Annotated in this window: 24 protein-coding genes and 1 pseudogene; 22 read left to right on the top strand and 3 right to left on the bottom strand. The window is 64.7% G+C overall.

The window, feature by feature from the left end; translation table 11 throughout:
- From EUB48_RS18890 to slmA, 9 genes and pseudogenes are all read left to right on the top strand, one after another.
- Positions 1–462, top strand: a pseudogene (locus EUB48_RS18890) (sugar transferase); the annotation flags it as partial.
- 94 nt (positions 463–556) lie between these two features.
- Positions 557–790 carry an antitoxin gene (locus EUB48_RS18885; protein WP_142820630.1) on the top strand — a complete coding sequence of 78 codons (234 nt, stop codon included), beginning with the start codon at positions 557–559 and terminating at the stop codon, positions 788–790.
- Positions 787–1,206 carry a type II toxin-antitoxin system tRNA(fMet)-specific endonuclease VapC gene (gene vapC / locus EUB48_RS18880; protein ID WP_244618268.1) on the top strand — a complete coding sequence of 140 codons (420 nt, stop codon included), beginning with the start codon at positions 787–789 and terminating at the stop codon, positions 1,204–1,206. The genes EUB48_RS18885 and vapC overlap by 4 nt, the downstream gene beginning before the upstream one ends.
- Positions 1,207–1,306: 100 nt before the next feature.
- Positions 1,307–1,897, top strand: a complete 591-nt coding sequence (locus EUB48_RS18875) for a transcriptional regulator (protein WP_142820629.1) — start codon at positions 1,307–1,309, stop codon at positions 1,895–1,897.
- The gene (locus EUB48_RS18870; RefSeq protein WP_142820628.1) at positions 1,875–2,294 is read left to right on the top strand and encodes a hypothetical protein; all 420 of its coding nucleotides are present in this window, start codon (positions 1,875–1,877) and stop codon (positions 2,292–2,294) included. Before EUB48_RS18875 ends, EUB48_RS18870 begins: the two co-directional genes overlap by 23 nt.
- Positions 2,295–2,395: 101 nt before the next feature.
- A complete protein-coding gene (locus EUB48_RS18865) occupies positions 2,396–4,270 on the top strand; it encodes a polysaccharide biosynthesis protein (protein ID WP_420821462.1) in 1,875 nt (624 codons plus the stop codon).
- 24 nt (positions 4,271–4,294) lie between these two features.
- Entirely contained in the window at positions 4,295–5,476 is a 1,182-nt protein-coding gene (locus EUB48_RS18860; RefSeq protein ID WP_142820626.1) for a hypothetical protein, read from the top strand.
- A complete protein-coding gene (gene argB / locus EUB48_RS18855; protein WP_142820625.1) occupies positions 5,473–6,363 on the top strand; it encodes an acetylglutamate kinase in 891 nt (296 codons plus the stop codon). Before EUB48_RS18860 ends, argB begins: the two co-directional genes overlap by 4 nt.
- 81 nt (positions 6,364–6,444) lie before the next feature.
- A complete protein-coding gene (gene slmA / locus EUB48_RS18850; RefSeq protein ID WP_142820624.1) occupies positions 6,445–7,101 on the top strand; it encodes a nucleoid occlusion factor SlmA in 657 nt (218 codons plus the stop codon).
- 50 nt (positions 7,102–7,151) lie between these two features.
- On the opposite strand, the gene EUB48_RS18845 is transcribed toward slmA, so the two are convergent.
- The 3 genes from EUB48_RS18845 to EUB48_RS18835 all read right to left on the bottom strand — a co-directional run bounded on the left by EUB48_RS18845 (position 7,152) and on the right by EUB48_RS18835 (position 10,603).
- On the bottom strand, positions 7,152–8,207 hold the full coding sequence (locus tag EUB48_RS18845; protein ID WP_142820623.1) for a malate/lactate/ureidoglycolate dehydrogenase: 1,056 nt from the start codon (positions 8,205–8,207) through the stop codon (positions 7,152–7,154).
- 111 nt (positions 8,208–8,318) lie between these two features.
- Positions 8,319–9,845 (bottom strand): UxaA family hydrolase, encoded by a 1,527-nt coding sequence (locus EUB48_RS18840; RefSeq protein ID WP_142820622.1) that lies wholly within the window; start codon positions 9,843–9,845, stop codon positions 8,319–8,321.
- 38 nt (positions 9,846–9,883) lie between these two features.
- Entirely contained in the window at positions 9,884–10,603 is a 720-nt protein-coding gene (locus EUB48_RS18835) for a FadR/GntR family transcriptional regulator (RefSeq protein ID WP_142820621.1), read from the bottom strand.
- Between the two features lie 142 nt (positions 10,604–10,745).
- On the opposite strand from EUB48_RS18835, the gene EUB48_RS18830 reads away from it, so the two are divergent.
- The 13 genes from EUB48_RS18830 to EUB48_RS18770 all read left to right on the top strand — a co-directional run bounded on the left by EUB48_RS18830 (position 10,746) and on the right by EUB48_RS18770 (position 24,079).
- A complete protein-coding gene (locus EUB48_RS18830; protein ID WP_142820620.1) occupies positions 10,746–11,480 on the top strand; it encodes an SDR family oxidoreductase in 735 nt (244 codons plus the stop codon).
- Positions 11,477–12,223, top strand: coding sequence for an SDR family NAD(P)-dependent oxidoreductase (locus tag EUB48_RS18825; RefSeq protein WP_142820619.1), 747 nt, complete (start codon positions 11,477–11,479; stop codon positions 12,221–12,223). The genes EUB48_RS18830 and EUB48_RS18825 overlap by 4 nt, the downstream gene beginning before the upstream one ends.
- Before the next feature lie 34 nt (positions 12,224–12,257).
- Positions 12,258–13,106 carry a fumarylacetoacetate hydrolase family protein gene (locus tag EUB48_RS18820; RefSeq protein ID WP_142820618.1) on the top strand — a complete coding sequence of 283 codons (849 nt, stop codon included), beginning with the start codon at positions 12,258–12,260 and terminating at the stop codon, positions 13,104–13,106.
- 31 nt (positions 13,107–13,137) lie between these two features.
- Positions 13,138–13,821 carry an amino acid ABC transporter permease gene (locus tag EUB48_RS18815; protein WP_142820617.1) on the top strand — a complete coding sequence of 228 codons (684 nt, stop codon included), beginning with the start codon at positions 13,138–13,140 and terminating at the stop codon, positions 13,819–13,821.
- A 10-nt stretch (positions 13,822–13,831) separates the two neighbouring features.
- Complete coding sequence (locus EUB48_RS18810) at positions 13,832–14,479, top strand: amino acid ABC transporter permease (RefSeq protein ID WP_142820616.1); 648 nt, start codon at positions 13,832–13,834, stop codon at positions 14,477–14,479.
- Positions 14,463–15,191 carry an amino acid ABC transporter ATP-binding protein gene (locus tag EUB48_RS18805; protein ID WP_142820615.1) on the top strand — a complete coding sequence of 243 codons (729 nt, stop codon included), beginning with the start codon at positions 14,463–14,465 and terminating at the stop codon, positions 15,189–15,191. Before EUB48_RS18810 ends, EUB48_RS18805 begins: the two co-directional genes overlap by 17 nt.
- Positions 15,192–15,240: 49 nt before the next feature.
- The gene (locus EUB48_RS18800) at positions 15,241–16,059 is read left to right on the top strand and encodes a transporter substrate-binding domain-containing protein (protein WP_142820614.1); all 819 of its coding nucleotides are present in this window, start codon (positions 15,241–15,243) and stop codon (positions 16,057–16,059) included.
- A 9-nt stretch (positions 16,060–16,068) separates the two neighbouring features.
- Positions 16,069–17,181, top strand: a complete 1,113-nt coding sequence (locus tag EUB48_RS18795; RefSeq protein ID WP_142820613.1) for a mandelate racemase/muconate lactonizing enzyme family protein — start codon at positions 16,069–16,071, stop codon at positions 17,179–17,181.
- An 86-nt stretch (positions 17,182–17,267) separates the two neighbouring features.
- Positions 17,268–18,005, top strand: a complete 738-nt coding sequence (locus EUB48_RS18790) for a TetR/AcrR family transcriptional regulator (RefSeq protein WP_142820612.1) — start codon at positions 17,268–17,270, stop codon at positions 18,003–18,005.
- A 4-nt stretch (positions 18,006–18,009) separates the two neighbouring features.
- Complete coding sequence (locus EUB48_RS18785) at positions 18,010–19,821, top strand: acyl-CoA dehydrogenase C-terminal domain-containing protein (RefSeq protein ID WP_142820611.1); 1,812 nt, start codon at positions 18,010–18,012, stop codon at positions 19,819–19,821.
- A gap of 74 nt (positions 19,822–19,895) precedes the next feature.
- A complete protein-coding gene (locus EUB48_RS18780) occupies positions 19,896–20,336 on the top strand; it encodes a DUF2147 domain-containing protein (protein ID WP_142820610.1) in 441 nt (146 codons plus the stop codon).
- A 32-nt stretch (positions 20,337–20,368) separates the two neighbouring features.
- Positions 20,369–22,849, top strand: a complete 2,481-nt coding sequence (locus EUB48_RS18775) for a 3-hydroxyacyl-CoA dehydrogenase/enoyl-CoA hydratase family protein (protein ID WP_142820609.1) — start codon at positions 20,369–20,371, stop codon at positions 22,847–22,849.
- Positions 22,850–22,873: 24 nt separating this feature from the next.
- A complete protein-coding gene (locus EUB48_RS18770; RefSeq protein ID WP_142820608.1) occupies positions 22,874–24,079 on the top strand; it encodes an acetyl-CoA C-acyltransferase in 1,206 nt (401 codons plus the stop codon).
- The last annotated feature ends 23 nt before the right edge of the window (positions 24,080–24,102 follow it).

Here is a 24,102-nt window from a genome sequence, read left to right as displayed (position 1 = left end):
GGCTCCGTTCTGGCTTGGTCCGATCGGGTGGGCCGCCACAACAAGATTTTCAAAATGCCCAAGTTCCGCAGCATGCGCATCGGCACGCCGGCCGTTGCTACCCATTTGCTGCCGGACCCCAAGGCGTATCTGACGCCCATCGGCTCTTTCCTGCGCAAGAGCAGCCTGGACGAGCTGCCGCAGTTGTGGAGCATTTTGGTGGGCGACATGAGCTTTGTGGGGCCACGCCCTGCCTTGTTCAATCAGCAGGACCTGATTGCCTTGCGCACGCAGCATGGGGTGCATGAACTGGTGCCTGGGCTCACAGGGTGGGCGCAGGTCAATGGGCGAGATGAACTGCCGATCCCGGACAAGGTCAAGCTGGATGTGGAATACCTGCAGCGGCAATCGCTGGGGTTTGACCTGCGCATTCTGTGGATGACGTTTGTGAAGGTGCTGCGCCGCGATGGAGTTTCGCATTGAAATTAATGGGGGTCAGATTCCAATTAATTTATGGGCTTGCTTTTATTCGTAATGGTGGTTACCATTGGTAGTTATCAATTCTCGGGGAGTGCTTATGGATACCGCACGTCTTTTTCAGTCGGGGCGCAGCCAGGCGGTTCGTCTGCCCAAAGAGTACCGTTTTGAGGGCGTGGAGGTCGCTGTGCGGCATTTCGGAAACGGAGTCTTGCTGCTGCCGGTGAATGAGCCTTGGGCCATGCTTGACGCGGCGCTGGACGCTTTCGAGCCGGGGTTTCAGATCAGCCGCGATCAGCCCGCCGCGCAGGCCCGCGAGGAGATCGCGTCTTGATCAGCTACATGCTGGACACCAATATTTGCATTTATGTGATCAATGCCCGGCCGCCTGCGGTGTTGGCGCGCTTCAGGCAGGAGCGCATGGGGAATATCGGCATTTCCAGCGTCACGGCCGCGGAGTTGGCCTTTGGAGTGGCCAAAAGCGGTTCCGCTCGCAACCGGGAGGCGCTGGAGATGTTCCTGGCGCCGCTGGACGTCCTGCCTTTTGACGCCTCCACTATTTGGCAGTATGGGGAGTTGCGCGCAGGACTGGAGCGACGCGGCCAGCCCATCGGCGCACTTGACACGATGATCGCCGCCCATGCGCTGGCGTCCAATACCGTCCTGGTGACTAACAACACCCGCGAATTCGCCCGGGTGCCAGGGTTGCGGCTTGAGAATTGGGCGGATGAGCCGCCAAATTCCAATTAATGCCAACTGTTTTATTCGCACCCTTGTTGCAGGTCGCAAAGTGAAGCTAGACGCAAAGTCAACGTGCCAATAATTGGCATGATCGTGCTATTATCTAAGCATGTCGATTGCTGAAGCGTTCTTTTCAGAGAGCCAGTCAAGGGTTTACCCGTGGCTATTTGGGCAGCCTGAACGCAGCTACCACCTGAGCGAATTGCGGCGTCTTACCGGCTTGGGCAGCGCATCTTTGCAGCGGGAGCTCAATCGCTTGACCGATGCGGGGCTGGTGCATTCAGAGCGGGTCGGCAACCTGCGGCGCTTCAGCGCCAACCCGCAAAGCCCCGTTTTTGGTGAATTGGTCGCGTTGACGCGCAAGACGCTTGGCGCGGTGCCCCTGTTGCGGGACGCATTGACGCCTTTGACACCGCATCTGCAAGCTGCGTGGCTCTATGGATCGATGGCCAGGCAAACAGATACGGCGCAAAGCGATATTGATGTGATGCTGGTCGGGACCGATCTCTTGCTGGGCGACGTTCTGGAGCGGCTTGTACCGGTAGAGGCGCTATTGGGTCGAAAAATCAATCCAAGCTGCTATACACCCCAGGAGTTTGAACGACGCCGAGCCGAGCCCGATTCGTTTGTCAATCGTGTCTTGTCGCAGCCGACTGTCGCATTGATTGGAGATGCCCATGAGCCTGCCCGCGCTGGATAACCTGGTTCGTATCGGCCAACTGAAGCCCGAGCCACGCAACGCGGCCGAGGTCAAACGCATGCTGGAACTGGCCCGGACTCGCCTGGCAGACGCGCAGTTGGGTAGCCTTTCCCGTGAAGGGCGCTTTGCCAGTGCCTATACGGCCGCCCACGCGGCAGCGCTCGCGGCTCTGCGCTGGCACGGCTATCGCAGCGAAAACCGATACACCGTTTTCCAGTGCCTGGCCCACACCGTGGGTTGGCCACCCAATCGCTGGCGCGTGCTGGATGCGGCGCATCGGCAAAGAAATCTGGCCGAGTACGAGGGTTACCTGGAGGTCGAGGAATCCACCATCCAGGAACTGTGCACTTTGGTGCCCAGCCTGATCGCTGATGTGCAGGCATTGGTGGAACAGTAAATGCACGCGAAATAATAAGTTGAAAAGAAATCCAGATGCCATTCCATAGATCAGCAGCCCCTTTGCTCGCGCTGCCCCGCCCCGCCAAACGTCTGGTGGTCATGCTGCTGGATATTTGTCTGGCCCTGTTCTCGGTGTGGGCCGCCTTTTACTTGCGGGTGGATCAGGTCGGCTGGCCGCAGGGGCAGCAAAAATATGTCTATGCCCTGGCGCCGTTGATTGCGGTGCCAATCTTTATCCGCTTCGGGCTGTACCGCGCGATCTTTCGCTATACAGGGCTGGCGGCCATGGCCAGTACGGCCAAGGCGATCGCCCTTTACGCAGCCCTGTTTTTTGCTGCGCTGCTGTATTTCAAATGGCAGGGCGTGCCGCGCACCGTCGGGCTGATCCAGCCGCTGTTGTTCCTGCTGCTGGTGGGCACCAGCCGTGCCATGGCCCGTTTCTGGCTGGCAGGGGTAGGAGGTAAAAAACCGCATGCCGAGGGGCGCATGCTGATCTACGGTGCGGGCGAGGCGGGAGTGCAAACCGCGCTGGCGCTGGGCGTGGCCCGGCAGTTTGTGCTGCTCGGGTTTATTGACGACGATGTGTCCAAGGCCGGGCAAAGCATCAACGGGGTCGACATCATGACGCCGGCCGAAGTGCCCGGCGCCATCGAGCGCATGGGGGTGACCGATATCCTGCTGGCCATGCCCGTGGTGGGCCGCGCGCGGCGCAACGAGATCATCGACAGCCTGCGCGGCTTGCCGGTGCACGTGCGCACCTTGCCGGGCATGGGCGACCTGGCGGCGGGGCGGGTCACCATGCAGGACTTCCAGGAGCTGGACGTGGAAGATCTGCTGGGGCGCGCCCCGGTGCCGCCGAATCCGGCCCTGCTGGCGCGCCACCTGGCCGGCAAGACGGTGCTGGTGACCGGGGCGGGCGGCAGCATTGGGGGGGAACTGTGCCGCCAGATCATTCTGGAGAAGCCACGCCATCTGGTGCTGGTGGATCACAACGAATTTGGGCTTTATGCGATTCATGGCGAACTGCTCGGCCTGTGCGCCGACGCGGCACTGCCCGTGCAGTTGACGCCCCTGCTGGGCAGCGTGCGCAATTACGAGCGCATGAAGGAAATTTGCCAGCGCTACCGGCCAGCCACCGTCTACCACGCCGCCGCCTACAAGCATGTGCCGATGGTCGAGAGCAACCCCACCGAAGGGGTGCTGAACAACGTGCTGGGCACCTTGAACATTGCGCGCGTTGCGATTGAGACGGCGGTAGAAAATTTTGTCCTGATTTCGACCGACAAGGCCGTGCGGCCCACCAACGTCATGGGCGCCACCAAGCGCATGGCCGAGCTGGTGCTGCAGGCGCTGGCGGACAGCCCGCGCGTGCGCTTTTGCGCGCTCGACGGCCAGCCCGGCCCTGAGGTGCCAAACCAGACGCGCTTTTCGATGGTGCGTTTCGGCAACGTGCTGGGCAGCAGCGGCAGCGTGGTGCCCCTGTTTCGCAAGCAGTTGCGGGCGGGTGGTCCGGTGACCGTCACGCACGAAGAGGTGACGCGCTATTTCATGACGATCCCTGAGGCGGCGCAACTGGTGTTGCAGGCCGGCGCCATGGCGGAAGGCGGTGACGTGTTTGTGCTGGACATGGGCCAGCCCGTGAAGATCATGGACTTGGCGCGGCGCATGGTTCAGCTCTCGGGCTTGTCGCTGCGCGACGCGGACCACCCGGATGGCGACATCGAAATCGAGATTGTCGGCCTGCGCCCCGGTGAAAAACTGTATGAAGAGCTGTTGATCGGCGACGACCCGGTATCCACGGCGCACGAGCGGATCATGAAGGCGCGCGAAGATTTTGTCGCCTGGGGCGAGCTCGAGCAATCCCTGGTAGCCCTGCGTCGTGCCGCCAACGGCAATGATGCGGCGGCGATCAGAAACATATTCATGCAATTGGTCAGCGGCTACGCGCCGGAGCCGGAAAATCGCGTGGCATGATGGCCCGCAAAATTTGGAGTGTTTATGAATCGGAAGATAGGTGTGGTGGTGATTGCCGCGGTGCTGGGGGCGGTGCTGGGCGGTGTGCTGGGTTACGGCCCGCTGCTGCGCTACAAGTCCGAGGGCGTGCTCAGCATGGAGATGGGCCCGGCGGAGTACAAGCGGTTTACCGAGCTGGCGGACGCGCCGGCCACCGTGCGCCAAATGGCCGGCGTGGTGCCGCTGCCCGGGCTGAATGCGCAGGAGATGGAACGACTGGAAACTGATGTTGGCCAAGGCCAGTGGCATAGCCCGATTCCAAAAATCAGCAAGGCCGATGCCAAAGACATACCGGACGTCCTGCTGCAACCGGATCAGGATGCCAGGGACAGCAGAGACAGCAGAGACAACCGGAACGGCAGCGAAGATCGCCAGCGGGAGCGTGAGCGCAAGCTGATGGTCTATCTGGGGTTGAGATTGACGTATACCGCGCACGACGCAACCCGGGCCGCGCAAGTGGCGACCTGGCTAGGCTCGTACTTCAAGGAAGTGGCTGCGCGCGAGGCGTTGCGCGACCAGGTTTTTCGCTGGGCCGCCGACAGCCGGCAGTTTGCGGACCGGGCGACTGAGCGCAAGCTGAAGTACGAATTCGACATCGAGCAGGCGCAAGCCCGCGCCAAGGCGCTCAAGGTGATCGTGGCCAGCTACCCCGAGGCGGCGCGGCGCGAGAGCCAGCAGGTGGTGGACGTGCGCAAGGACAACGAAAAGTTCATGACGCCGATGGCGCAACTGGTCGGCGCGGAGTCCGAAGTGATTGGCATCAAGGAAAATCTGCAAAGGCTGGACCGCGAGATCGAACAGCAAGCTTTCGCCAAAGCCCTGATCGATGAGGCCGAGGCGGCAGTCGGGAAGGCGCAAAGTGGCAGCGACAGCGTGACCCGGGTTTCCGGCGTGATTACCCAGCTTGCCAAAACAGCCAAGACGGATGCAGAAAAAGAAAAACTGTCGTCGATGGCGGCCGATGTGTCGCAGATCAGTGCGCGCTTCCTGTCGCAGGCCCAGTTTGTGGCCACGCCATCGGTACCCAGCCGCCCCGAGCGCCCCAGCCCGCGCATGGTGATCGTGCTGGGCGCCTTGCTGGCGGCCTTGTTGGCGGCCGCATTTGCCTGGCGCGGCCTGCTGCGCCAGATGCTGTGGGAAGAGGGCAATAACAAGGAGGCAACATGACCGACACCACCCTGATCGCCCCGCGCGACAAGGCCGAAATCCTGGCCCAGGCGCTGCCGTACATCCGCAAGTTTCATGGCAAGACCATGGTCATCAAATACGGCGGCAACGCCATGACCGACCCTGATCTGCAGGCCGACTTTGCCGAGGACGTGGTGCTGCTCAAGCTGGTCGGCATGAACCCGGTGGTGGTGCACGGCGGCGGCCCGCAGATCGAGACGGCGCTGAACCGGCTCGGCAAGAAGGGCGAGTTCATCCAGGGCATGCGCGTGACCGACGCCGAGACCATGGAGGTGGTCGAATGGGTGCTGGCCGGCGAGGTGCAGCAGGATATCGTGGGCCTGATCAACCAGGCCGGCGGCAAGGCGGTGGGGCTGACCGGGCGCGATGGCGGCCTGATCCGCGCGCAAAAGCTCAAGATGGTCGACAACCAGGACCCCAGCAAGGAGCACGACGTGGGCCAGGTCGGCGACATCGTGAGCATCGACCCGGGCGTGGTGAAGGCGCTGCAGGACGATGCCTTCATCCCCGTGATCAGCCCGATTGGCTTTGGCGAGCACAACGAGAGCTACAACATCAACGCCGATGTGGTGGCGGGCAAGCTGGCCATCGTGCTCAAGGCCGAGAAGCTGGTGCTGCTGACCAACACGCCCGGCGTACTGGACAAGTCCGGCAAGCTGCTGACCGACCTGACCGCGCGCGAGATCGACGCGCTGTTTGCCGACGGCACGATTTCCGGCGGCATGCTGCCCAAGATTGCCGGCGCGCTTGACGCGGCCAAGAGCGGCGTGAATTCGGTGCACATCATCGACGGCCGCGTGCCGCACGCGATGCTGCTGGAGATCCTGACCGAGCAGGCCTATGGGACGATGATTCGCTCGCATTGAGGGTGTGAGGGCGGGGTCCGGTACCGGAGAAACCCTTGGTACCGCTGTGCGAGAATCATTCGACTACACCTTGTTGCAAACATGTCCGACGTCGAGCTCTCCACTTCCTCCGCCAGCCCTTCCGCCGGCGAAGCCGCCGTCCCCGCACGCAAGCGGCCCAAGCCGGGCGAGCGGCGGGTGCAGATTCTGCAGGCGCTGGCCAGCATGCTGGAGCAGCCGGGGGCCGAGCGCATCACCACGGCGGCGCTCGCGGCGCGGCTCGAGGTGAGCGAGGCCGCGCTGTACCGCCACTTTGCCAGCAAGGCGCAGATGTTCGAGGGGCTGATCGAGTTCATCGAGCAGACGGTGTTTTCGCTGGTGAACCAGATCACCGAGCGCGAGACGGACGGCGCCGATGCCGGTATCCGCCAGGCCGGCAAGGTCGTCCACATGCTGCTGCAGTTCGCCGAGAAAAATCCCGGCATGACGCGCGTGATGGTGGGCGACGCGCTGGTGTTCGAGAACGAACGCCTGCAGCAGCGCATGAACCAGTTTTTCGACAAGATCGAATCGACGCTGAAACAAAGCCTGCGCGGCGCGGCCGATGCCAACGGTTCGGCCACGCCCAGTGTCGATGCGCAGGTGCGGGCGTCCGCACTCACCGCCTTCGTGGTGGGCCGGCTGCAGCGCTTTGCGCGCTCGGGTTTCAAGCGCGCACCCTCGGAGTATCTGGAAGCCAGTCTCGCGCTGATGCTATAAAAAGGGAAGCTGTTTGCCTAGGCAGGGTAAGGGCTAGGGCCGATTTTTCCTTATAAATTCACGCCCACCTTGGCGCCAGCCGCCACCATCTCGGCCCAGGTCTGATCGTCAAGCGTAATGCCATCCACCGCGCGCGCGCGCCGCGCTTCGCGCTCGGGCTCGCCGGCAATGCGCACCGCGTCAAAACCCGGCGCCACCGGGCCCTGTTTCAACCAGTCGATAAATGCCGCGGCTTCCTGTTCGAACGCGGCCTGGGTGCCGAGTTTGGCGGGGTCGATCAGGATGGTCAGCATGCCGTTGACGACGGCGCGGGCGCTGTCGGGGGCGCGGTGCCAGGTGCCGCCGCCGCTCAAGGCGCCGCCCAGCAGCTCGCACGCCACGGCCATGCCGTAGCCCTTGTATTCGCCGAACGCCATCAGCGCGCCGAACAGGCCGTTGCTTTGCGGCACCACGACGACGCCGGGGTCGGTGGTGGGGTGGCCGTGCTCGTCGATCAGCGTGCCGGGTTCGACCTGGACGCCCTTGTTGTAGGCCACGCGCATCTTGCCCTGGGCCACGCGGCTGGTGGCAAAGTCGAGCAGGAAAGGTTCGCGGCCGGCCAGCGGGATGCCGATGCAGCACGGGTTGGTGCCGTAGCGGCCGTCGGCCCCGCCCCAGGGCGCGACCACCGGGCGCGACAGCACGTTGACGAAGTGCAGCGACACCAGATCCTGCGCCACCGCCATCTCGGCAAAGTGGCCGATACGCCCCAGGTGGTGCGTATTGCGCAGGGTCATGATGCAGCTGCCCGATGCTTTGGCGCGCGCGATGCCGAGCTGCATGGCCTGCTCGCCCACCACCTGGCCGTAGCCGCGCTGGCCATCGAGCGTGAGCAGGCTGCCGGCGTCGAGCACGGTCTGTACCGCCGCGTTGGGCGTGAGCCCGCCCTCCAGCACCGCGTCCACATAGCGCGGCAGCATGCCCACACCGTGCGAATCGTGGCCGCTCAGGTTGGCCAGCACCAGGTTGTCGGCGACCCTGGCGGCCTCGGTGGCGGAGCTGCCGGATGCTATTAGAACGGTAGCTACTTGTGCCCGCAAGGTATGGGCTTGGAGGGTTTTTGACATGGATTATTGGCGGTGAAGAAATGCTGGGGTGGCCATGGATTCCCGCCTGCGCGGGAATGACAGGCAAGGGCGTGGGAATGACGGGGAAGGGCGCGGGAATGACGGGGATAACTACATCACCGCGCCCACCTGCCATGGCACGAACTCGTTCTGGCCGTAGCCGTGCGTCTCGCTTTTGCTGCGTGCGCCCGAGGCCGTGGCCAGCACCAGATCGAAGATGCGCTGGCCCATCTCGGCGACCGAGGCGGTGCCGTCGATGATCTCGCCGCAGTTGATGTCCATGTCGTCTTCCTGCCTGCGCCACAGCGCCGAGTTGGTCGCGAGCTTGAGCGAAGGCGAGGGCGCGCAGCCGTAGGCCGAACCGCGCCCGGTGGTGAAGCAGATCAGGTTCGCGCCGCCTGCGACCTGGCCCGTGGCGCTGACCGGGTCATAGCCGGGCGTGTCCATGTAAACGAAGCCATGCGTATCGACCGGCTCGGCGTATTCGTACACGGCCTGCAGGTTGCTGGTGCCGCCCTTGGCGACGGCACCGAGCGATTTTTCGAGAATGGTCGTGAGGCCGCCGGCCTTGTTGCCGGGCGAGGGGTTGTTGTTCATCTCGCCGCTGTTGATCGCGGTGTAGTGCTCCCACCACTTGATGCGCGCTATGAGTTTCTCGCCGACTTCGCGCTTGACGGCGCGGCGCGTCAGCAGGTGTTCGGCGCCGTAGATCTCGGGGGTCTCGCTCAGGATCGCGCTGCCGCCATGGGCCACCAGCAAATCGACCGCGGCCCCCAGCGCCGGGTTCGCGCTGATGCCCGAGTAGCCGTCGGAGCCGCCGCACTGCAGGCCGATGGTGATGTGCTCTGCGCTGCACGGTTCGCGCCGCACGTTGTTCACTTTGGGCAGCATCGCGTTGATCAGCGCCACGCCCTTGGCCACGGTCTTGGTGGTGCCGCCGGTGTCCTGAATATTGAACACCTTGAAGGTGTCGCCCTCGCGCAGGCCGCTCCTGGCCAGCCAGGCGTTGATCTGGTTCGCCTCGCAGCCCAGGCCGACGACCAGCACGGCGGCGAAGTTGGCATGCGTGGCATAGCCGGCCAGCACGCGCTGCAGGATCTGCATGCCCATGCCCTCGGTGTCCATGCCGCAGCCGGTGCCGTGCGTCAGTGCCACCACGCCGTCGACGTTGGGAAAGTCAGCCAGCGCCCCGGGGTTGGTCTGGCGCGAGAAGTGGTCGGCGATCGCGCGCGCGGCGGTGGCAGAGCAGTTCACGCTGGTGAGCACGCCGATGTAGTTGCGCGTGGCGACCCGGCCGTCGGCCCGCCGGATGCCCATGAAGCTGGCCTCGCGCCGCGCAGGCTCGGGCTTGACGTCGGCGCCGAACGCATAGTCGCGCACAAAGTCGCCCTTGCTGGGTCCCATGTCGAGGTTGTGCGTGTGCACGTGCTCGCCCGCGGCAATCGGCTTGCTCGCAAAACCAATGATCTGGTTGTAGCGGCGCACCGGTTCGCCGGCGGCAATGGCGTGCGTGGCGATCTTGTGGCCGGGCGGGATCAGGCCGTGCACGGCAATGCCTTCCACGGTGGCGCCGCCGAGCAGTTGGGAGCGTGCGATCAGCACGTCGTCGTGGGGGTGCAGACGAATGAAGGGATTCATGGTGTAGGTGTACGCAGACGTAAAAAAGAGAATGGGCCTCAGGCGCTTTTGGCGCGGCGCCAGCTCGCACTGAAGCGGGCGTGGGACTTGTCCATGTGCGCGTGCATGGCTGCGCGGGCACCCGCGCCGTCATGCGCGCGGATCGCTTCCACGATGGCTTCGTGCTCGGCAATGGCGCAGCGCCACGACTGCGGGGTTTCGAAATGACCGCCCAGGCGCTCGAACAGCGGGCCGTGGCGCGAATCCCAGAAGTTTTGCACCGTCTCGGTCAGCACCACGTTGCCGCAGGCTTCGGCGACCGCGGTGTGAAAGGCGCGGTCACCCTCCAGTGGCAGCACGCCTTGCGCGGCGGCGCTTTTCATGGCGGCGATGGCGCCGTCCATGGCCGCCACGTCGCGGCGCCGGGCCTGTGTGGCGGCGATCGAGGCGATCTCGCCTTCCACCACGCGGCGCGCACGAATGAGCTCCAGCGGCCCCCATTCGGCGGGTGAGACTTCCACGCGCCCGCCGGGGTTTGCCGCGCTGGTGCGGTCCAGCACATACACACCCGAGCCGGTGCGGATCTCGACCCAGCCCTCGACCTCCAGCGCGATCAGGGCTTCGCGCACCGAAGGCCGGCTCACGCCCAGTTGTTTGGCCAGGTCGCGCTCGGCCGGCAGGCGCGCGCCCACCGCAAACTCGCCGGCCTGGATCAGCGCGCGCAACTGCCCCGCGATCTGGCGGTACAGGCGTTGCGGCTCTAAGGCTTGCAGGGGCATGGATGAAGGCGCCAGAGGTGGGTTAAGGGTTAGCCATAATTGGCCAAGTGGTCAGGCCAATTGATAATCCCACGATTATCGCGCCGCAGCATCGGGCGAAACCCTGAAACACACGAAACCTCACCCACAGGATGGACACACCATGAGACTCAAAGGCAAAACCGCACTGGTCACGGCGGCCGGGCAAGGGATCGGCCGGGCCAGCGTGCTGGCCATGGCTGCCGAGGGCGCCCAGGTCTGGGCCACCGACGTCAACACGAGGCTGCTGGAGAGCTACGCGGGCGTGGCCAACGTCACCGCGCTGGCGCTGGACGTGCTCGACAAGGCCGCCATCCACAAGGTCGCCGCCGATTTGCCGGCGCTCGACATCCTGTTCAACTGCGCCGGCTTTGTGCACAACGGCACCATCCTGCAGGCCACGGATGAAGAGTGGGACTTCGCCTTCAACCTGAACGTGCGCTCGCAGTACTGGATGATCCAGGCCGCGCTGCCCAAGATGCTGGCCCATGGCGGGGGCAGCATCATCAACATGTCCAGTGTGGCCAGCAGCGTGAAGGGCTTGCCCAGCCGTTTTGTGTACGGCGCCAGCAAGGCCGCCGTGGTGGGGCTCACGAAAGCGGTCGCTGCCGATTTTGTGGGGCAGGGGATTCGCTGCAACGCGATTGCCCCGGGCACGGTGGATACGCCCTCGCTGGGCGAGCGCATCAGCAGCTACGCCGATCCGGCCGAGGCGCGCAAGAACTTCATCGCGCGCCAGCCCATGGGGCGGCTGGCGCAGGCCCACGAGATTGCCCCCATCGTGGTGTATCTGGCCAGCGACGAATCGCAGTTCGCCACGGGGCAATTGTTCTCGGTGGATGGCGGCATGACGATATGAACCAGCTCGACCTGAGCGGCCGCCATGCGGTCATCACCGGTGGCGCGGCCGGCCTGGGGCTGGCCATCGCGCAGCGCATGCTCGCGTCGGGCGCGCAGGTCACGCTGTGGGATCTCGACGCCGCGGCGCTGGGCCAGGCCGCGCAGGCACTCGGCGCGGGTGTGCACACCGTGGTGGTGGACGTGGGCGAGCACGCCAGCGTGGTGCAGGCCGTGCGCCAGACGGTGGCGCAGCAGCCCACGATCGACGCGCTGGTCAACTGCGCGGGCATCACCGGTCCGAACGTGAAGGTCTGGGACTACCCTCCCGAGCAGTGGCTGCAGGTCATGCAGGTGAACCTGAACGGCCTGTTCTACTGCTGCCGCGAACTGGTGCCGCACATGCGCGAGCACAACTACGGGCGCATCGTCAACATCGCCTCGGTGGCCGGCAAGGACGGCAACCCGAATGCCAGTGCCTACAGCGCGAGCAAGGCCGCGGTGATCGCGCTGACCAAGTCGCTTGGCAAGGAGCTGGCCGACACCGGCGTGCGCGTGAACTGCATAACGCCCGCGGCCGTGAAGACCGCAATTTTCGAGCAGATGACGCCCGAGCACATCGCGTTCATGCTCTCGAAGATTCCCATGGGGCGCTTTGGCACGCCGCAGGAGGTGGCGGCCATGGTGGCGTGGCTGTGCACCGAAGAGTGCTCGTTCTCCACCGGCGCCGTGTTCGACCTGTCGGGCGGCCGCTCCACTTACTGACGTACAGTCCACGCTTCAAACTGAAAGGAACCCGATGAAACTCGTTCGTTATGGCAACCCCGGCAAAGAGAAACCCGGCCTGATCGATGACGATGGCCAGCTGCGCGACCTGAGCACGGTGCTGAAGGACATCACCCCCGACCAGCTGGGTGACAAGGCGCTGGCCCGGCTGCGCAAGCTCAAGGTGGACAAACTGGCGCGCGTCAGGGGCGCGCCACGCCTGGGCTGCCCGGTGGCGGGTGTCGGCAAGTTCATTGCGATCGGCCTGAACTACTCCGACCATGCGGCCGAGTCCAACATGCCGATCCCGAAGGAACCGATCGTGTTCATGAAGGCCACGAGCTGCATCCAGGGGCCCAACGACGCGGTGATGCTGCCCAAGGGCTCGGTCAAGTCGGACTGGGAAGTCGAGCTCGGCGTGGTCATCGGCACGCGGGCACGCTACGTCTCGCAAAAGGATGCGCTCAACTTCGTGGCGGGCTACTGCACCGTCAACGACGTGAGCGAGCGTGAGTTTCAGCTCGAGCGTGGATCGCAGTGGGACAAGGGCAAGGGCTGCGACACCTTCGGCCCCATCGGCCCCTGGCTGGTGACGCGCGACGAGCTGCCGAATCCGCAGAAACTCGCGATGTGGCTCGACCTGAACGGCGAGCGCCGGCAGACCGGCAACACGAAGACCATGATTTTTGGCGTGGCCAAGATCGTCAGCTACGTGAGCCAGTTCATGACCTTGATGCCCGGCGACGTGATCACCACAGGCACGCCACCCGGTGTCGGCATGGGCATGAAGCCGCCAATCTTCCTCAAGAAGGGCGACGTGATGACGCTGGGCATCGAAGGCCTGGGCGAGCAGCGGCAAGACGTCATCGGCTTCAAGCTCTGAAAACCGGTATCGAACACGCCACGGAACGCGATTGAAATACCAGTTCGATTTCTCGTCCGTGCTGGCGCAATGGCCACTGCTGTTGGAGGGCGCATGGGTCACGATCCAGCTGTCGTTCCTGGCCACGGTGGCCGGCTTCGTGCTGGGCGCGCTGTGCGCGCTCGGGCGCGGCAGCCGTCATGGCTGGCTGCGGCGGCTGGTCGGCGTGTATGTGGAAGGCATCCGCAACACGCCGCTGCTGATCCAGGCCTATTTCCTGATCTTCGGCCTGTCGAGCGTGGGCGTGACGATGCCGATCCTGGCCGGCGCGGTGCTGGCACTGGTGATCAATATTGGCGCGTACACCTGCGAGATCATCCGCGCCGGCATCGAGTCGATCCACAAAGGGCAGCTGGAAGCCGCGGACTGCCTCGGCATGTCGAAGTTGCAGGTGTTCTGGCATGTGATCCTGCGCCCGGCCGTGGAGCGCGTCTATCCCTCGCTCACCAGCCAGTTCGTACTGCTCATGCTGGCGTCGAGCATCATGTCGTCGATCGGTGCCGAGGAGCTGTTCGGCATTGCCAACCGTATCCAGTCCGATACCTTCCGCAACTTCGAAATCTTCCTGGTGCTGTGGGCAATTTATCTGGCGCTGTCCTACATGATGCGGCTGGGTTTCTGGTTGCTGGGGCAGATCGTGTTCACGCGCCGGCGCAAGCTTGGTACACCGTTGTGATGCGCCCGGCATGACGCACGAACAACTCACTTATCTGCTGCTGGGCGCCGTCGGCACGCTGGAGCTCTCGGTGTTGACCTTCATCGCTGGCGGGCTGGCCGGGCTCGGCATGGCGCTGGCGCGCATCTCGCCGGTGCGCGGGGTGCGCGTGGCCGCGGCCGCGTGGATCCAGGTCGTCCAGGGCACGCCGCTGCTGGTGCTGATGGGTTTGTGCTTCTACGGCCCGAACATCATCGGCATCGGCTCGGTGCCTGCGCTGGTGGCGGCGGCGCTGGCGATGACGATCTATTCGAGCGCCTTCCTTGGTGAAATCTGGCGGGGCTGTATCCAGTCGGTGCACAAGAGCCAGTGGGAAGCGGCCGAGTGCATCGGCCTCACGCGCTGGCAGCGCATGGCCAAGGTGGTGCTGCCGCAGGCGCTGCGCATCGCGACGCCGCCGACGGTGGGCTTCATGGTGCAGATCATCAAGAACACCTCGATCGCCTCGCTGGTCATCGGCTTCGCCGAGCTCTCGTACAACGCCAAGGTGCTGAACAACTCGACCTTCCAGCCCTTCATCTATTTCGGCTGTGCCGCTCTTCTGTACTTCGCCATGTGCTATCCGCTCTCGCGCTGGAGCCGCACGCTGGAAAGGAAACTCAATGCAACCCGTGGTTGAACTCGACCAGGTCCACAAGAAATTCGGTGCGCTGCATGTGCTGCGCGGCGTCTCGTTTTCCGTCACCAAGGGCCAGGTGGTGGCCATCATCGGCAAGAGCGGCTCGGGCAAGAGCACGGCGCTGCGCTGCATGGACCGGCTCGAGACCGTCAACAGCGGCACCATCCATGTGTGCGGCCATGCGGTGCACGATGCGGCGCTGGACGTGCGCGCGCTGCGTCGCGATGTGGGCATCGTGTTCCAGGGCTACAACCTGTTCCCGCATCTGACCGCGCTGCAGAACATCACGCTCGGACTGACCTCGGTCAAGCGCATGAGCCCGGCCGATGCGCGCGAGGTCGCCATGGAGGTGCTCGCGCATGTCGGTCTGGCCGAGAAGGCTGTCGCCTATCCCGAGCAGCTTTCGGGCGGCCAGCAGCAACGCGTAGCGATCGCCCGCTCGCTCGCGATGAAGCCGCAGGTGATGTTGTTCGACGAGGTGACCTCCGCACTCGACCCCGAACTGACCGGTGAAGTGCTCAAGGTCATCGAGACGCTGGCGTCCGAGGGCATGACGATGGTGCTGGTCACGCACGAGATGGCCTTCGCCCGCGGCGTCGCTGACAAAATCATTTTCATGCACGAAGGGCAGATCCGGGAGGAAGGCGATGCATCGATGCTTGCCGCGCCGAAGACGCCCGAGCTGCGCCAGTTCCTGGGCAACGGTCTGTGACCGGGCCCCACTTTCGACGTTTTCATTTCAACCACAAGGATCACGAGACATGAACCACTTCCAACGCCGCCGCATCTCCCTATGGCTATCGGGCTTCCTGCTGGCCGGCTCGGCGCTCAGCCTGACGGTTACCGCCCATGCGGACCAGCTCGATACCATCACCGCCGCCAAGAAGATTCGCGTCGCGATCGATCTCGGCGTGCCGCCTTACGGCATGAAGGACGACAAGCTCAACTCCACCGGCTCCGATGTCGAGACTGCGCAACTGCTCGCCAAAGACCTCGGCCTTGAACTCGAGATCGTGCCAACCACCGGTGCGAATCGAATCCCTTTCCTGCAGACCGACAAGGCCGACATCGTGATCTCCAGCCTTTCTGTCACGCCGGAGCGCGAGAAGGTCATCGACTTCTCGATTCCCTTCGCCGGCATTGCGGCGGTAGTGGGCGCGCCCAAGAGCATGAACATCAAGAGCGCGGCCGACCTGTCGGGCAAGAAGGTGGTGTCGACGCGGGGCACCACCAACGACCAGGAGATCACCAAGATCCTGCCGAAGGACGCCACCATCGTGCGCTTTGACGACGACGCCACCTCCATCACCGCGATCGTGAGCAACCAGGCCGACATCTTCGCGACGGCGCCGTCGCTGCTGAAAGTCATCAACGAGAAAAATCCGGCCAAGCAGATGGAAGTGAAGTTCACGATGAAAGTGAACATGCTGGCCGTCGGCTTGCGCAAGGGTGAGCCGAAGCTGAAGGAGAAGATTAACGGCTGGATTCGCGTCAATCTCAAGAACGGAAAGCTGAACGCGATCTACAAGAAATTCCACGGCGCGGATCTGCCCGAGGAAGTTACGAAGAACGGTGCCTGAGAAGCCATCATGACGAGCATCGATCAGGTCGAGATCAGCCAGGTCGACATTCCGCCGAAGGTGCTGCGCACTGACGCCATCCAGTCCTTCGTGACGCAGGAGACGGTCATGGTGACCGTGCGCTGCGGCGACGGGTCGCAGGGCACCGGGTACACCTACACCATCGGCACGGGTGGCTCGTCGATCGTCGCGCTGCTGCGCGATCACCTCGCGCCGCTGCTCATCGGGCGCGACCCGCAGCGGTTCGAGGCCATCTGGCGCGACCTGTTCTTCCATACTCACGCGACGGCCGTCGGTGCTATCACCAGTCTCGCGCTGGCGGCCATCGACACGGCGCTGTGGGACCGCAACGGCAAGGTCGCCGGCCTGCCGCTTTGGCGCATGGCGGGGGGCGCCAAGCCGCACGTGCCCGTCTACACCACCGAGGGCGGCTGGCTCAACCTGGCGCCCGCGCAACTGGTCGAGCAGACGCTCGAGGCGCAGGCGCAGGGCTTCATGGGCGCCAAGATCAAGGTCGGCAAGCCGCACCTGGCGGAAGACATGGGCCGCCTGTCTGCGGTGCGCAACGCCGTGGGCCCCGGCTTCGAGCTGATGGTGGATGCCAACCAGTGCTTCTCGCTGTCGGAAGCCATCCGCCGCGCGGGCCGGTACGCCGAACTCGACCTGGCCTGGTTCGAGGAGCCGATGCCCGCCGAGCACGTCGCGGCCCACGCGCAGTTGCTCGCGAGCACGACGGTGCCGATCGCGGTGGGCGAGTCGATGTACCACCTGGCGCAGTTCGCTGAATATATCCAGCGGGGCGCCTGCTCCATCGTACAGGCCGATGTGGCGCGCGTCGGCGGTATCACGCCCTGGCTCAAGATCGCCCATCTGGCCGAGGCACACAACCTCGCGATGTGCCCGCATTTCCTGATGGAGCTGCACGTGAGCCTGTGCGCGGCGGTGCCGAACTCGCGCTGGGTCGAGTACATTCCGCAACTCGACGACCTGACCACCCGCCGCCTGCAGATCGAGGCTGGCCATGCGCTGGCGCCGGAGTCGCCGGGCATCGGCATCGAATGGAATTCGGCACAACTGAAAGCGCGCCGCAAATTCGATCCGATTGTGATTCGAGCCGTCTGATACCCAGACAAACCCGAGGGGAGTTGTAAAACGGGTTGGAATCCTGCAAAATAGCACGATCGTTCGTTTTATTTTGTCTGGACCCCATGCCTGTCGCCGAACACCCCCGCAAGACCGTCCGCGACGGTCAGCGAAAAAACCACCGGCCCGCCGGCGAGAACGGCCCCGCCTTGCACAAGGGCCAGCAGACCAAGGCTGCCATCGTGGATGCGGCCTTGGGCCTGGCCACCCAGATCGGTCTGGAGGGTCTGTCCATCGGCGCGCTGGCCGAGGTCACGCACATGAGCAAGTCGGGCGTGTTCGCCCATTTCGGCTCGCGCGAGGAACTGCAGATCTCGGTCATCCGCGAGTACCACGACCGCTTCGAGGGCGAGGTGTTTGGCCCGGCCCTGCGCGAGCCGCGCGGGCTGCCGCGGCTGCGTGCGTTGTTTGCCAACTGGATGAAACGCACCTCGGCCGAAATCGACTCGGGCTGCCTGTACATCAGCGGCGCGGTCGAGTTCGATGACCGGCCCGGCCCGGTGCGCGACGCCCTCGCCAGTTCGGTCGGGACCTGGCTGGCGGCCATGTACCGCGCGGTGGTGCAGGCCAAGGAAGAAGGCCATTTGCGCCCCGATGCCGACGAGCGGCAGATGGCGTTCGAGATTCACGGCCTGATCCTGGCGCTGCACTACGAAGCGCGTTTCCTGAAAACCCCCGGCTCGATCGCACGCGCCAACACCGGCTTCGACCACATCCTGACCCGCTACGGCATTGACGCGGCAGCCAGGCCGGTCGGCCGATCCACCCCATCCACGAAAACCACCCCGAGCCTCAAGGAGTAACCCCATGCCTACCTACACGCCGCCCCTGCGCGACATGCACTTCGTGATGCACGAGGTGCTCAAGGTCACCGATGAATTCAAGGCCATGCCCAAGCACGCCGATGTCGACGTGGACACGATTAGTGCCATCCTGGAAGAAGGCGGCAAGTTCGCGCAGGAAGTCACCTTCCCGCTCAACATCAGCGGCGACACCGAGGGCTGCGTGCTGGACCAGAGCACCCACGAAGTCACCACGCCCAAGGGCTTCAAGGCGGCCTATGCGAAATACGTGGAAGGCGGCTGGCCTGCGCTCAGCGGCGATCCGGCGTACGGCGGCCAGGGCTTGCCGATCGTGGTGAACCAGTGCTTCTACGAGATGCTCAACAGCGCGAACCAGGCATGGACCATGTACCCGGGGCTGACGCACGGCGCCTACGAATGCCTGCACACGCACGGCACCGACGCGCAGAAGCAGACCTACCTGCCCAAGCTGACCAGCGGCGAGTGGACCGGCACCATGTGCCTGACCGAGCCGCATTGCGGCACCGACCTGGGGCTCTTACGCACCAAGGCCGAACCACAGGCCGACGGCAGCTACAAGATCACCGGCAACAAGATCTTCATCAGCGCCGGCGAGCACGACATGGTGAGCAACATCATTCACCTGGTGCTGGCCCGGTTGCCCGATGCGCCGCAGGGCAGCAAGGGGATTTCGCTGTTCATCGTGCCCAAGTTCCTGGTGACCAAGGATGGCACGCTGGGCGCGCGCAACGGCATCTACTGCGCCGGCCTGGAACACAAGATGGGTATCCACGGCAACGCTACCGCGCAAATCGTGCTCGACGGCGCGCAGGGCTGGCTGGTCGGCCAGCCCAACAAGGGCCTCGCCGCCATGTTCGTGATGATGAATGCCGCGCGCATCGGCGTGGGCATGCAGTCGCTGGGCCTGACCGAGGTGGCCTACCAGAACGCGCTGGCCTACGCCCGGGACCGCATCCAGGGCCGCTCGTTGACCGGCCCGAAGAACAAGGACCAGCCCGCCGACGGCATCTTGGTGCACCCCGACGTGCGCAAGATGCTGCTGACGGCCAAGGCCTATGCCGAAGGCGGCCGCGCCCTGAGCTTGTACTGCGCGCTGCTGATCGACAAGGAACTGAGCCACCCCGACGAGAAGGTGCGCCAGGACGCGGCTGAGCTGGTGGCCCTGCTCACGCCCATCGTCAAGGCCTTCATCACCGACAACGGCTGGACCGCGACCTCGGCCTGCCAGCAGGTGTTCGGCGGCCACGGCTACATCAAGGAATGGGGCATGGAGCAGTTTGTGCGCGATGCCCGCATCAACATGATCTACGAGGGCACCAACACCATCCAGTCGCTCGATCTGCTCGGGCGCAAGGTGCTGGGCAACAACGGCGCCACGCTCAGGAAGTTCGGCCAGCTGGTGGGCCAGCTGGTGGAAGAAGAGGGCGTGAACGAGAAGATGGCCGAGTTCATCAACCCGCTGGCGGTCCTGGGCGACCAGATGACCAAGCTCACGACCGAGCTGGGTTTCAAGGCGTTCCAGAACGCCGACGAAGTGGGCGCCGCCGCGGTGGACTACCTGCGCGTGGCGGGCCACCTGGTGTTCGGCTATTTCTGGGCCCGCATGGCGCAGGTCGCGCTGAAGGAAATCGCGGCCGCGCAATCACAAGGCAAGCCGGCCGACCCGTTCTACCAGGCCAAGCTGCAGACGGCGCGCTTCTACTTCGCCCGGCTGTTCCCCGAGACCGCGACGCTGATGCGCACCGCGCGCTCGGGCAGCAAGGTGCTGATGGAGACGGATGCCGTGTTTGCCTGAGCGGGCGCTGAATCGCTGCCCGCTCAGTGTCAGCCCGGCGCCCGTTTTTCAAGTCATTTTTGCCTGGAGCCCTTATGTTTAAAGCACTGATTGCTATTGGTTTTGTAGCGTGTGGCACCTCGGCGATGGCGCAGATGAGCCCGGTCGGTGTGTGGAAAACCATTGACGACGACACCAAGGCGGAGAAATCGCTGGTGCGCATCAAGGACAACGCGGGCGTGTACAGCGGCAGCATCGAGAAGCTGCTGGACCCTGCCGCCGCCAAGCCCGACGCCGTGTGCGACAAGTGCACCGACGACCGCAAGGACAAGCCACTGCTGGGCCTGACCATCTTGCGCCATCTCAAGCAAAGCGCCGACGACAAGACCGTGTGGGACGGCGGCGACATCGTCGACCCGAACAACGGCAAGGTCTACCGCACCCGCCTCAAACCCGTGGACGGCGGCAAGAAGCTCGAGGTGCGTGGCTACATCGGCCCGTTCTACCGCACCCAGGTCTGGCTGCGCGTCGAGTGACGGCGCACCACAACCTCTTTTCTGGAAAACTCATGAATCGATTTCAAGTTCGCAAAGTCGCCGTGCTCGGCGCCGGCGTGATGGGCGCGCAGATCGCGGCACACCTGGTCAACGTCCGGGTGCCGGTGGTGCTGTTCGATCTTCCCGAGAACAAGGCCCCCACGCTCCCCGCTTCGCGTGGTTCGCTGCCCCCCGAGGGGGCCGGTTCCGCCTTGGGGCGGCCCGGCGGCGGAACAGGCGCGAAAAACGGCATCGTCACCCGCGCCATCGAGGGCCTGAAGAAGCTCAAACCGTCGCCGTTGGGCGTGGCGGACGATGCCGTGCTGATCCAGCAGGCCAACTACGAAGAGCACATGGACGTGCTCAAGGAGTGCGATCTGGTGATCGAGGCCATCGCCGAGCGCATGGACTGGAAGCTCGACCTGTACCGCAAGATCGCGCCGTTTCTCGCGCCGCACGCCATCGTGGCGTCCAACACCTCGGGCCTGTCGATTACCAAGCTCAGCGAGGCGCTGCCGGAAGAAATCAAGCCGCGCTTTTGCGGCATCCACTTCTTCAACCCGCCACGCTATATGTACCTGGTGGAGCTGATCAACGCGCCGACCACCGAGCCGCAAATTCTCGACGATCTGGAAACCTTCGTCACCAGCGGCCTGGGCAAGGGCGTGGTGCGCGCGCACGACACGCCCAACTTCATCGCCAACCGCGTCGGCATCGCCGGCATGCTGGCCACCCTGAAGGAGGTGGACAACTTCGGCCTGACGTTCGACGTGGTGGACGATCTCACGGGCAAGAAACTGGGCCGTGCGAGTTCCGGCACCTTCCGCACCGCCGACGTGGTGGGACTGGACACCATGGCCCACGTGATCGAGACGCTGCAGAACAACCTCAATGAACAGAGTGACCCGTTCTACGCCAGCTTCGGCACGCCCGAGGTGCTCAAGGCCTTGCTGGAACTCGGCAACCTGGGCCAGAAGACCAAGGCGGGTTTCTACAAGAAAGTCGGTCGCGACGTGCTGCGCTTCGACCTCGCGAGCAAGGACTACGTGCCCGCCGGCGCGAAGGCCGACGAGGTCTACGCCCGCATGCTCAAGAAGCCCGCGGGCGAGCGCCTCAAGCTGCTGCGGAACAGTGAGGGAGCGCAAGGCAAGTTTCTGTGGGCGATCCTGCGCAACAGTTTTCACTACGCGGCCGTGCACCTGGCCACTATCGCCGAGACCGCGCGTGACGTGGATCAGGCCATGCGCTGGGGCTTCGGCATGCAGCAGGGGCCGTTCGAGCTCTGGCAGGAGGCGGGCTGGCTCGAGGTGGCGAAGATGGTGCAGGAGGACATCGATGCGGGCAAGGCGCTGTCCAGGGCGCCGTTGCCCGATTGGGTGTTCAACGGCCCCGTGCCCGAGGCCGGCGGCGTGCACACGGCAGCCGGTTCGTGGAGCGCGTCTGCTCAGAAATTCATAGCGCGACGTGCGCTGCCTGTCTACGCAAGACAGCATTTTCCCGAGAAATTACGGGGCGAGTCCCTGCCCGACTTCAGGGCTGCCGGCAAAACGCTGCACGAGGACGCCGCGATCCGCCTGTGGACGCTCGATGATGAGGTCGTCATCGCCAGCATCAAGACCAAGATGCATGCCATCAGCCCGGACGTGGCCGAAGGCCTGTCGCTGGCGGTGGACCTGGCCGAGAAGGATTACCAGGGCGTGGTGATCTGGTCGGGCGACGAGCCCTTCAGCGTCGGCGCCGACCTGCAGGCCATGCTGCCGGGCTTCATGGTCGGCGGCGTGGCTGCGATCGATGAGGTCGAGCACGAACTGCAGCGCATCATGCTGAAACTGCGCTATGCCAACGTGCCGGTGGTGTCCGCGCTGCGCGGCATGGCGCTGGGCGGCGGCTGCGAGCTGGCCGTGTACTCGGCGCGCCGTGTGGCCCACATGGAAAGCTACATCGGCCTGGTTGAAGTGGGCGTGGGCCTGGTGCCCGGCGCCGGCGGCCTGACCTATATCGCACGCCAGGCCGCCGAGAACGCTGCCACCAGCACGGGCAAGGACCTGTTGCCGTTTTTGACCGAAGGCTTCACCGCGGCCGCCATGGCCAAGGTCGGCACCAGCGCGCTCGAATCGCGCAAGCTCGGCTACCTGCTGGACAGCGACCTGATCGTGCCGAACAAGGACGAGCTGCTGTTCGTGGCGCTGAATGAAGCGAAGGCGATGGCGCTGGCCGGCTACCGCGCACCGCCCAGGCGCCAGTTCCCGGTGGCCGGGCGCAGCGGCAAAGCCACGATCCAGGGGCAGCTCGTGAACATGCGCGACGGCGGTTTCATCAGCCAGCATGATTTCTACATTGCCAGCCTGATTGCCGGCGTGGTCACCGGCGGCGACGTGGATGCCGGCACGCTGGTGACGGAAGAGTATCTGATGACGCTGGAGCGCCGGGCCTTCGGCGCGCTGCTGGCGCACCCCAAGACCCAGGAACGCATCATGGGCATGCTGTCCACCGGCAAGCCGGTCCGTAACTGATCGCGGCCCACAAGGAATATCAACATGAAACAAGTTCAAGACGCCTACATCGTTGCCGCCACGCGCACGCCGATCGGCCGTTCGCACCGCGGGTTCTTCCGCAACACCCGCCCGGACGACCTGTTGGCCACCGTGCTGCGTGCGGCGTTGGCGCAGGTGCCGGGGCTGGACCCGAAGGCCATTGAAGACGTGATCTGCGGCTGCGCGATTCCCGAGGCCCAGCAGGGCCTGAATGTGGCGCGCATTGGCGCCATCCTCGCGGGCCTGCCCAAGAGCGTGGGCGGCATCACCGTGAACCGCTTTTGCGCCTCGGGCCTGTCGGCCGTGCAGATGGCGGCCGACCGCATCCGCGTGGGCGAGGCCGACGTGATGATCGCCGCCGGCACCGAGAGCATGAGCATGGTGCCGATGATGGGCAACTCGCCCTCGCTCTCGCCCACCATTTTCGCCAACACCGACGATGTCGAGAACTACGGCATCGCCTACGGCATGGGCCTGACGGCCGAGAAGGTCGCGCAGCAGTGGAAGGTGAGCCGTGAGGCGCAGGACGAGTTCGCGTATCGGTCGAACATGAAGGCCGTCGCCGCGATGAAAGCCGGCGAGTTCACCGACGAGATCACGCCGGTGGAGGTGGCGGAGCGCTCCGTGGACCTGGACTCGGCCGAAGTCAGCGTCACGAAACGCACCGTGAGCCTTGACGAAGGTGCGCGTCCCGATACCACCGTTGAAGGGCTGGCCAGGCTCAAGACCGTGTTTGCGGCGCGCGGCTCGGTCACGGCCGGCAACAGCTCGCAAACCTCGGATGGCGCGGGTGCGCTGATCCTGGCCAGCGAAGCGGCCATCCAGCGCTTCGGCCTCACGCCGCTGGCGCGCTTTGTCAGCTACGCCAGCCGCGGCGTGCCGCCGCACCTCATGGGCATCGGCCCGATCGAGGCGATCCCGGCGGCGTTGCGCTACGCGGGCCTCACGCTCGATGACATGGACTGGATCGAGCTCAACGAGGCCTTTGCCGCGCAGTCACTGGCGGTCATCAACACGCTGGGCCTCGATCCGGCCCGGGTCAATCCCATGGGTGGCGCCATCGCGCTCGGCCATCCCCTGGGGGCCACCGGGGCTATCCGTTCCGCGACAGTGGTGCATGCGCTCAAACGGCACAATAAGAAATACGGCATGGTCACCATGTGCGTGGGCATGGGGCAGGGCGCTGCCGGCATTTTCGAGCGCGTCTGAACTTTCCAACGCCTCAACAGCGA

Origin of the sequence: Rhodoferax sediminis (assembly GCF_006970865.1) — a bacterium.
Lineage (GTDB): Bacteria > Pseudomonadota > Gammaproteobacteria > Burkholderiales > Burkholderiaceae_C > Rhodoferax_A > Rhodoferax_A sediminis.
Note: the sequence above shows the minus strand (reverse complement) of the source record. Positions and strands in the feature narration are given on the sequence as shown.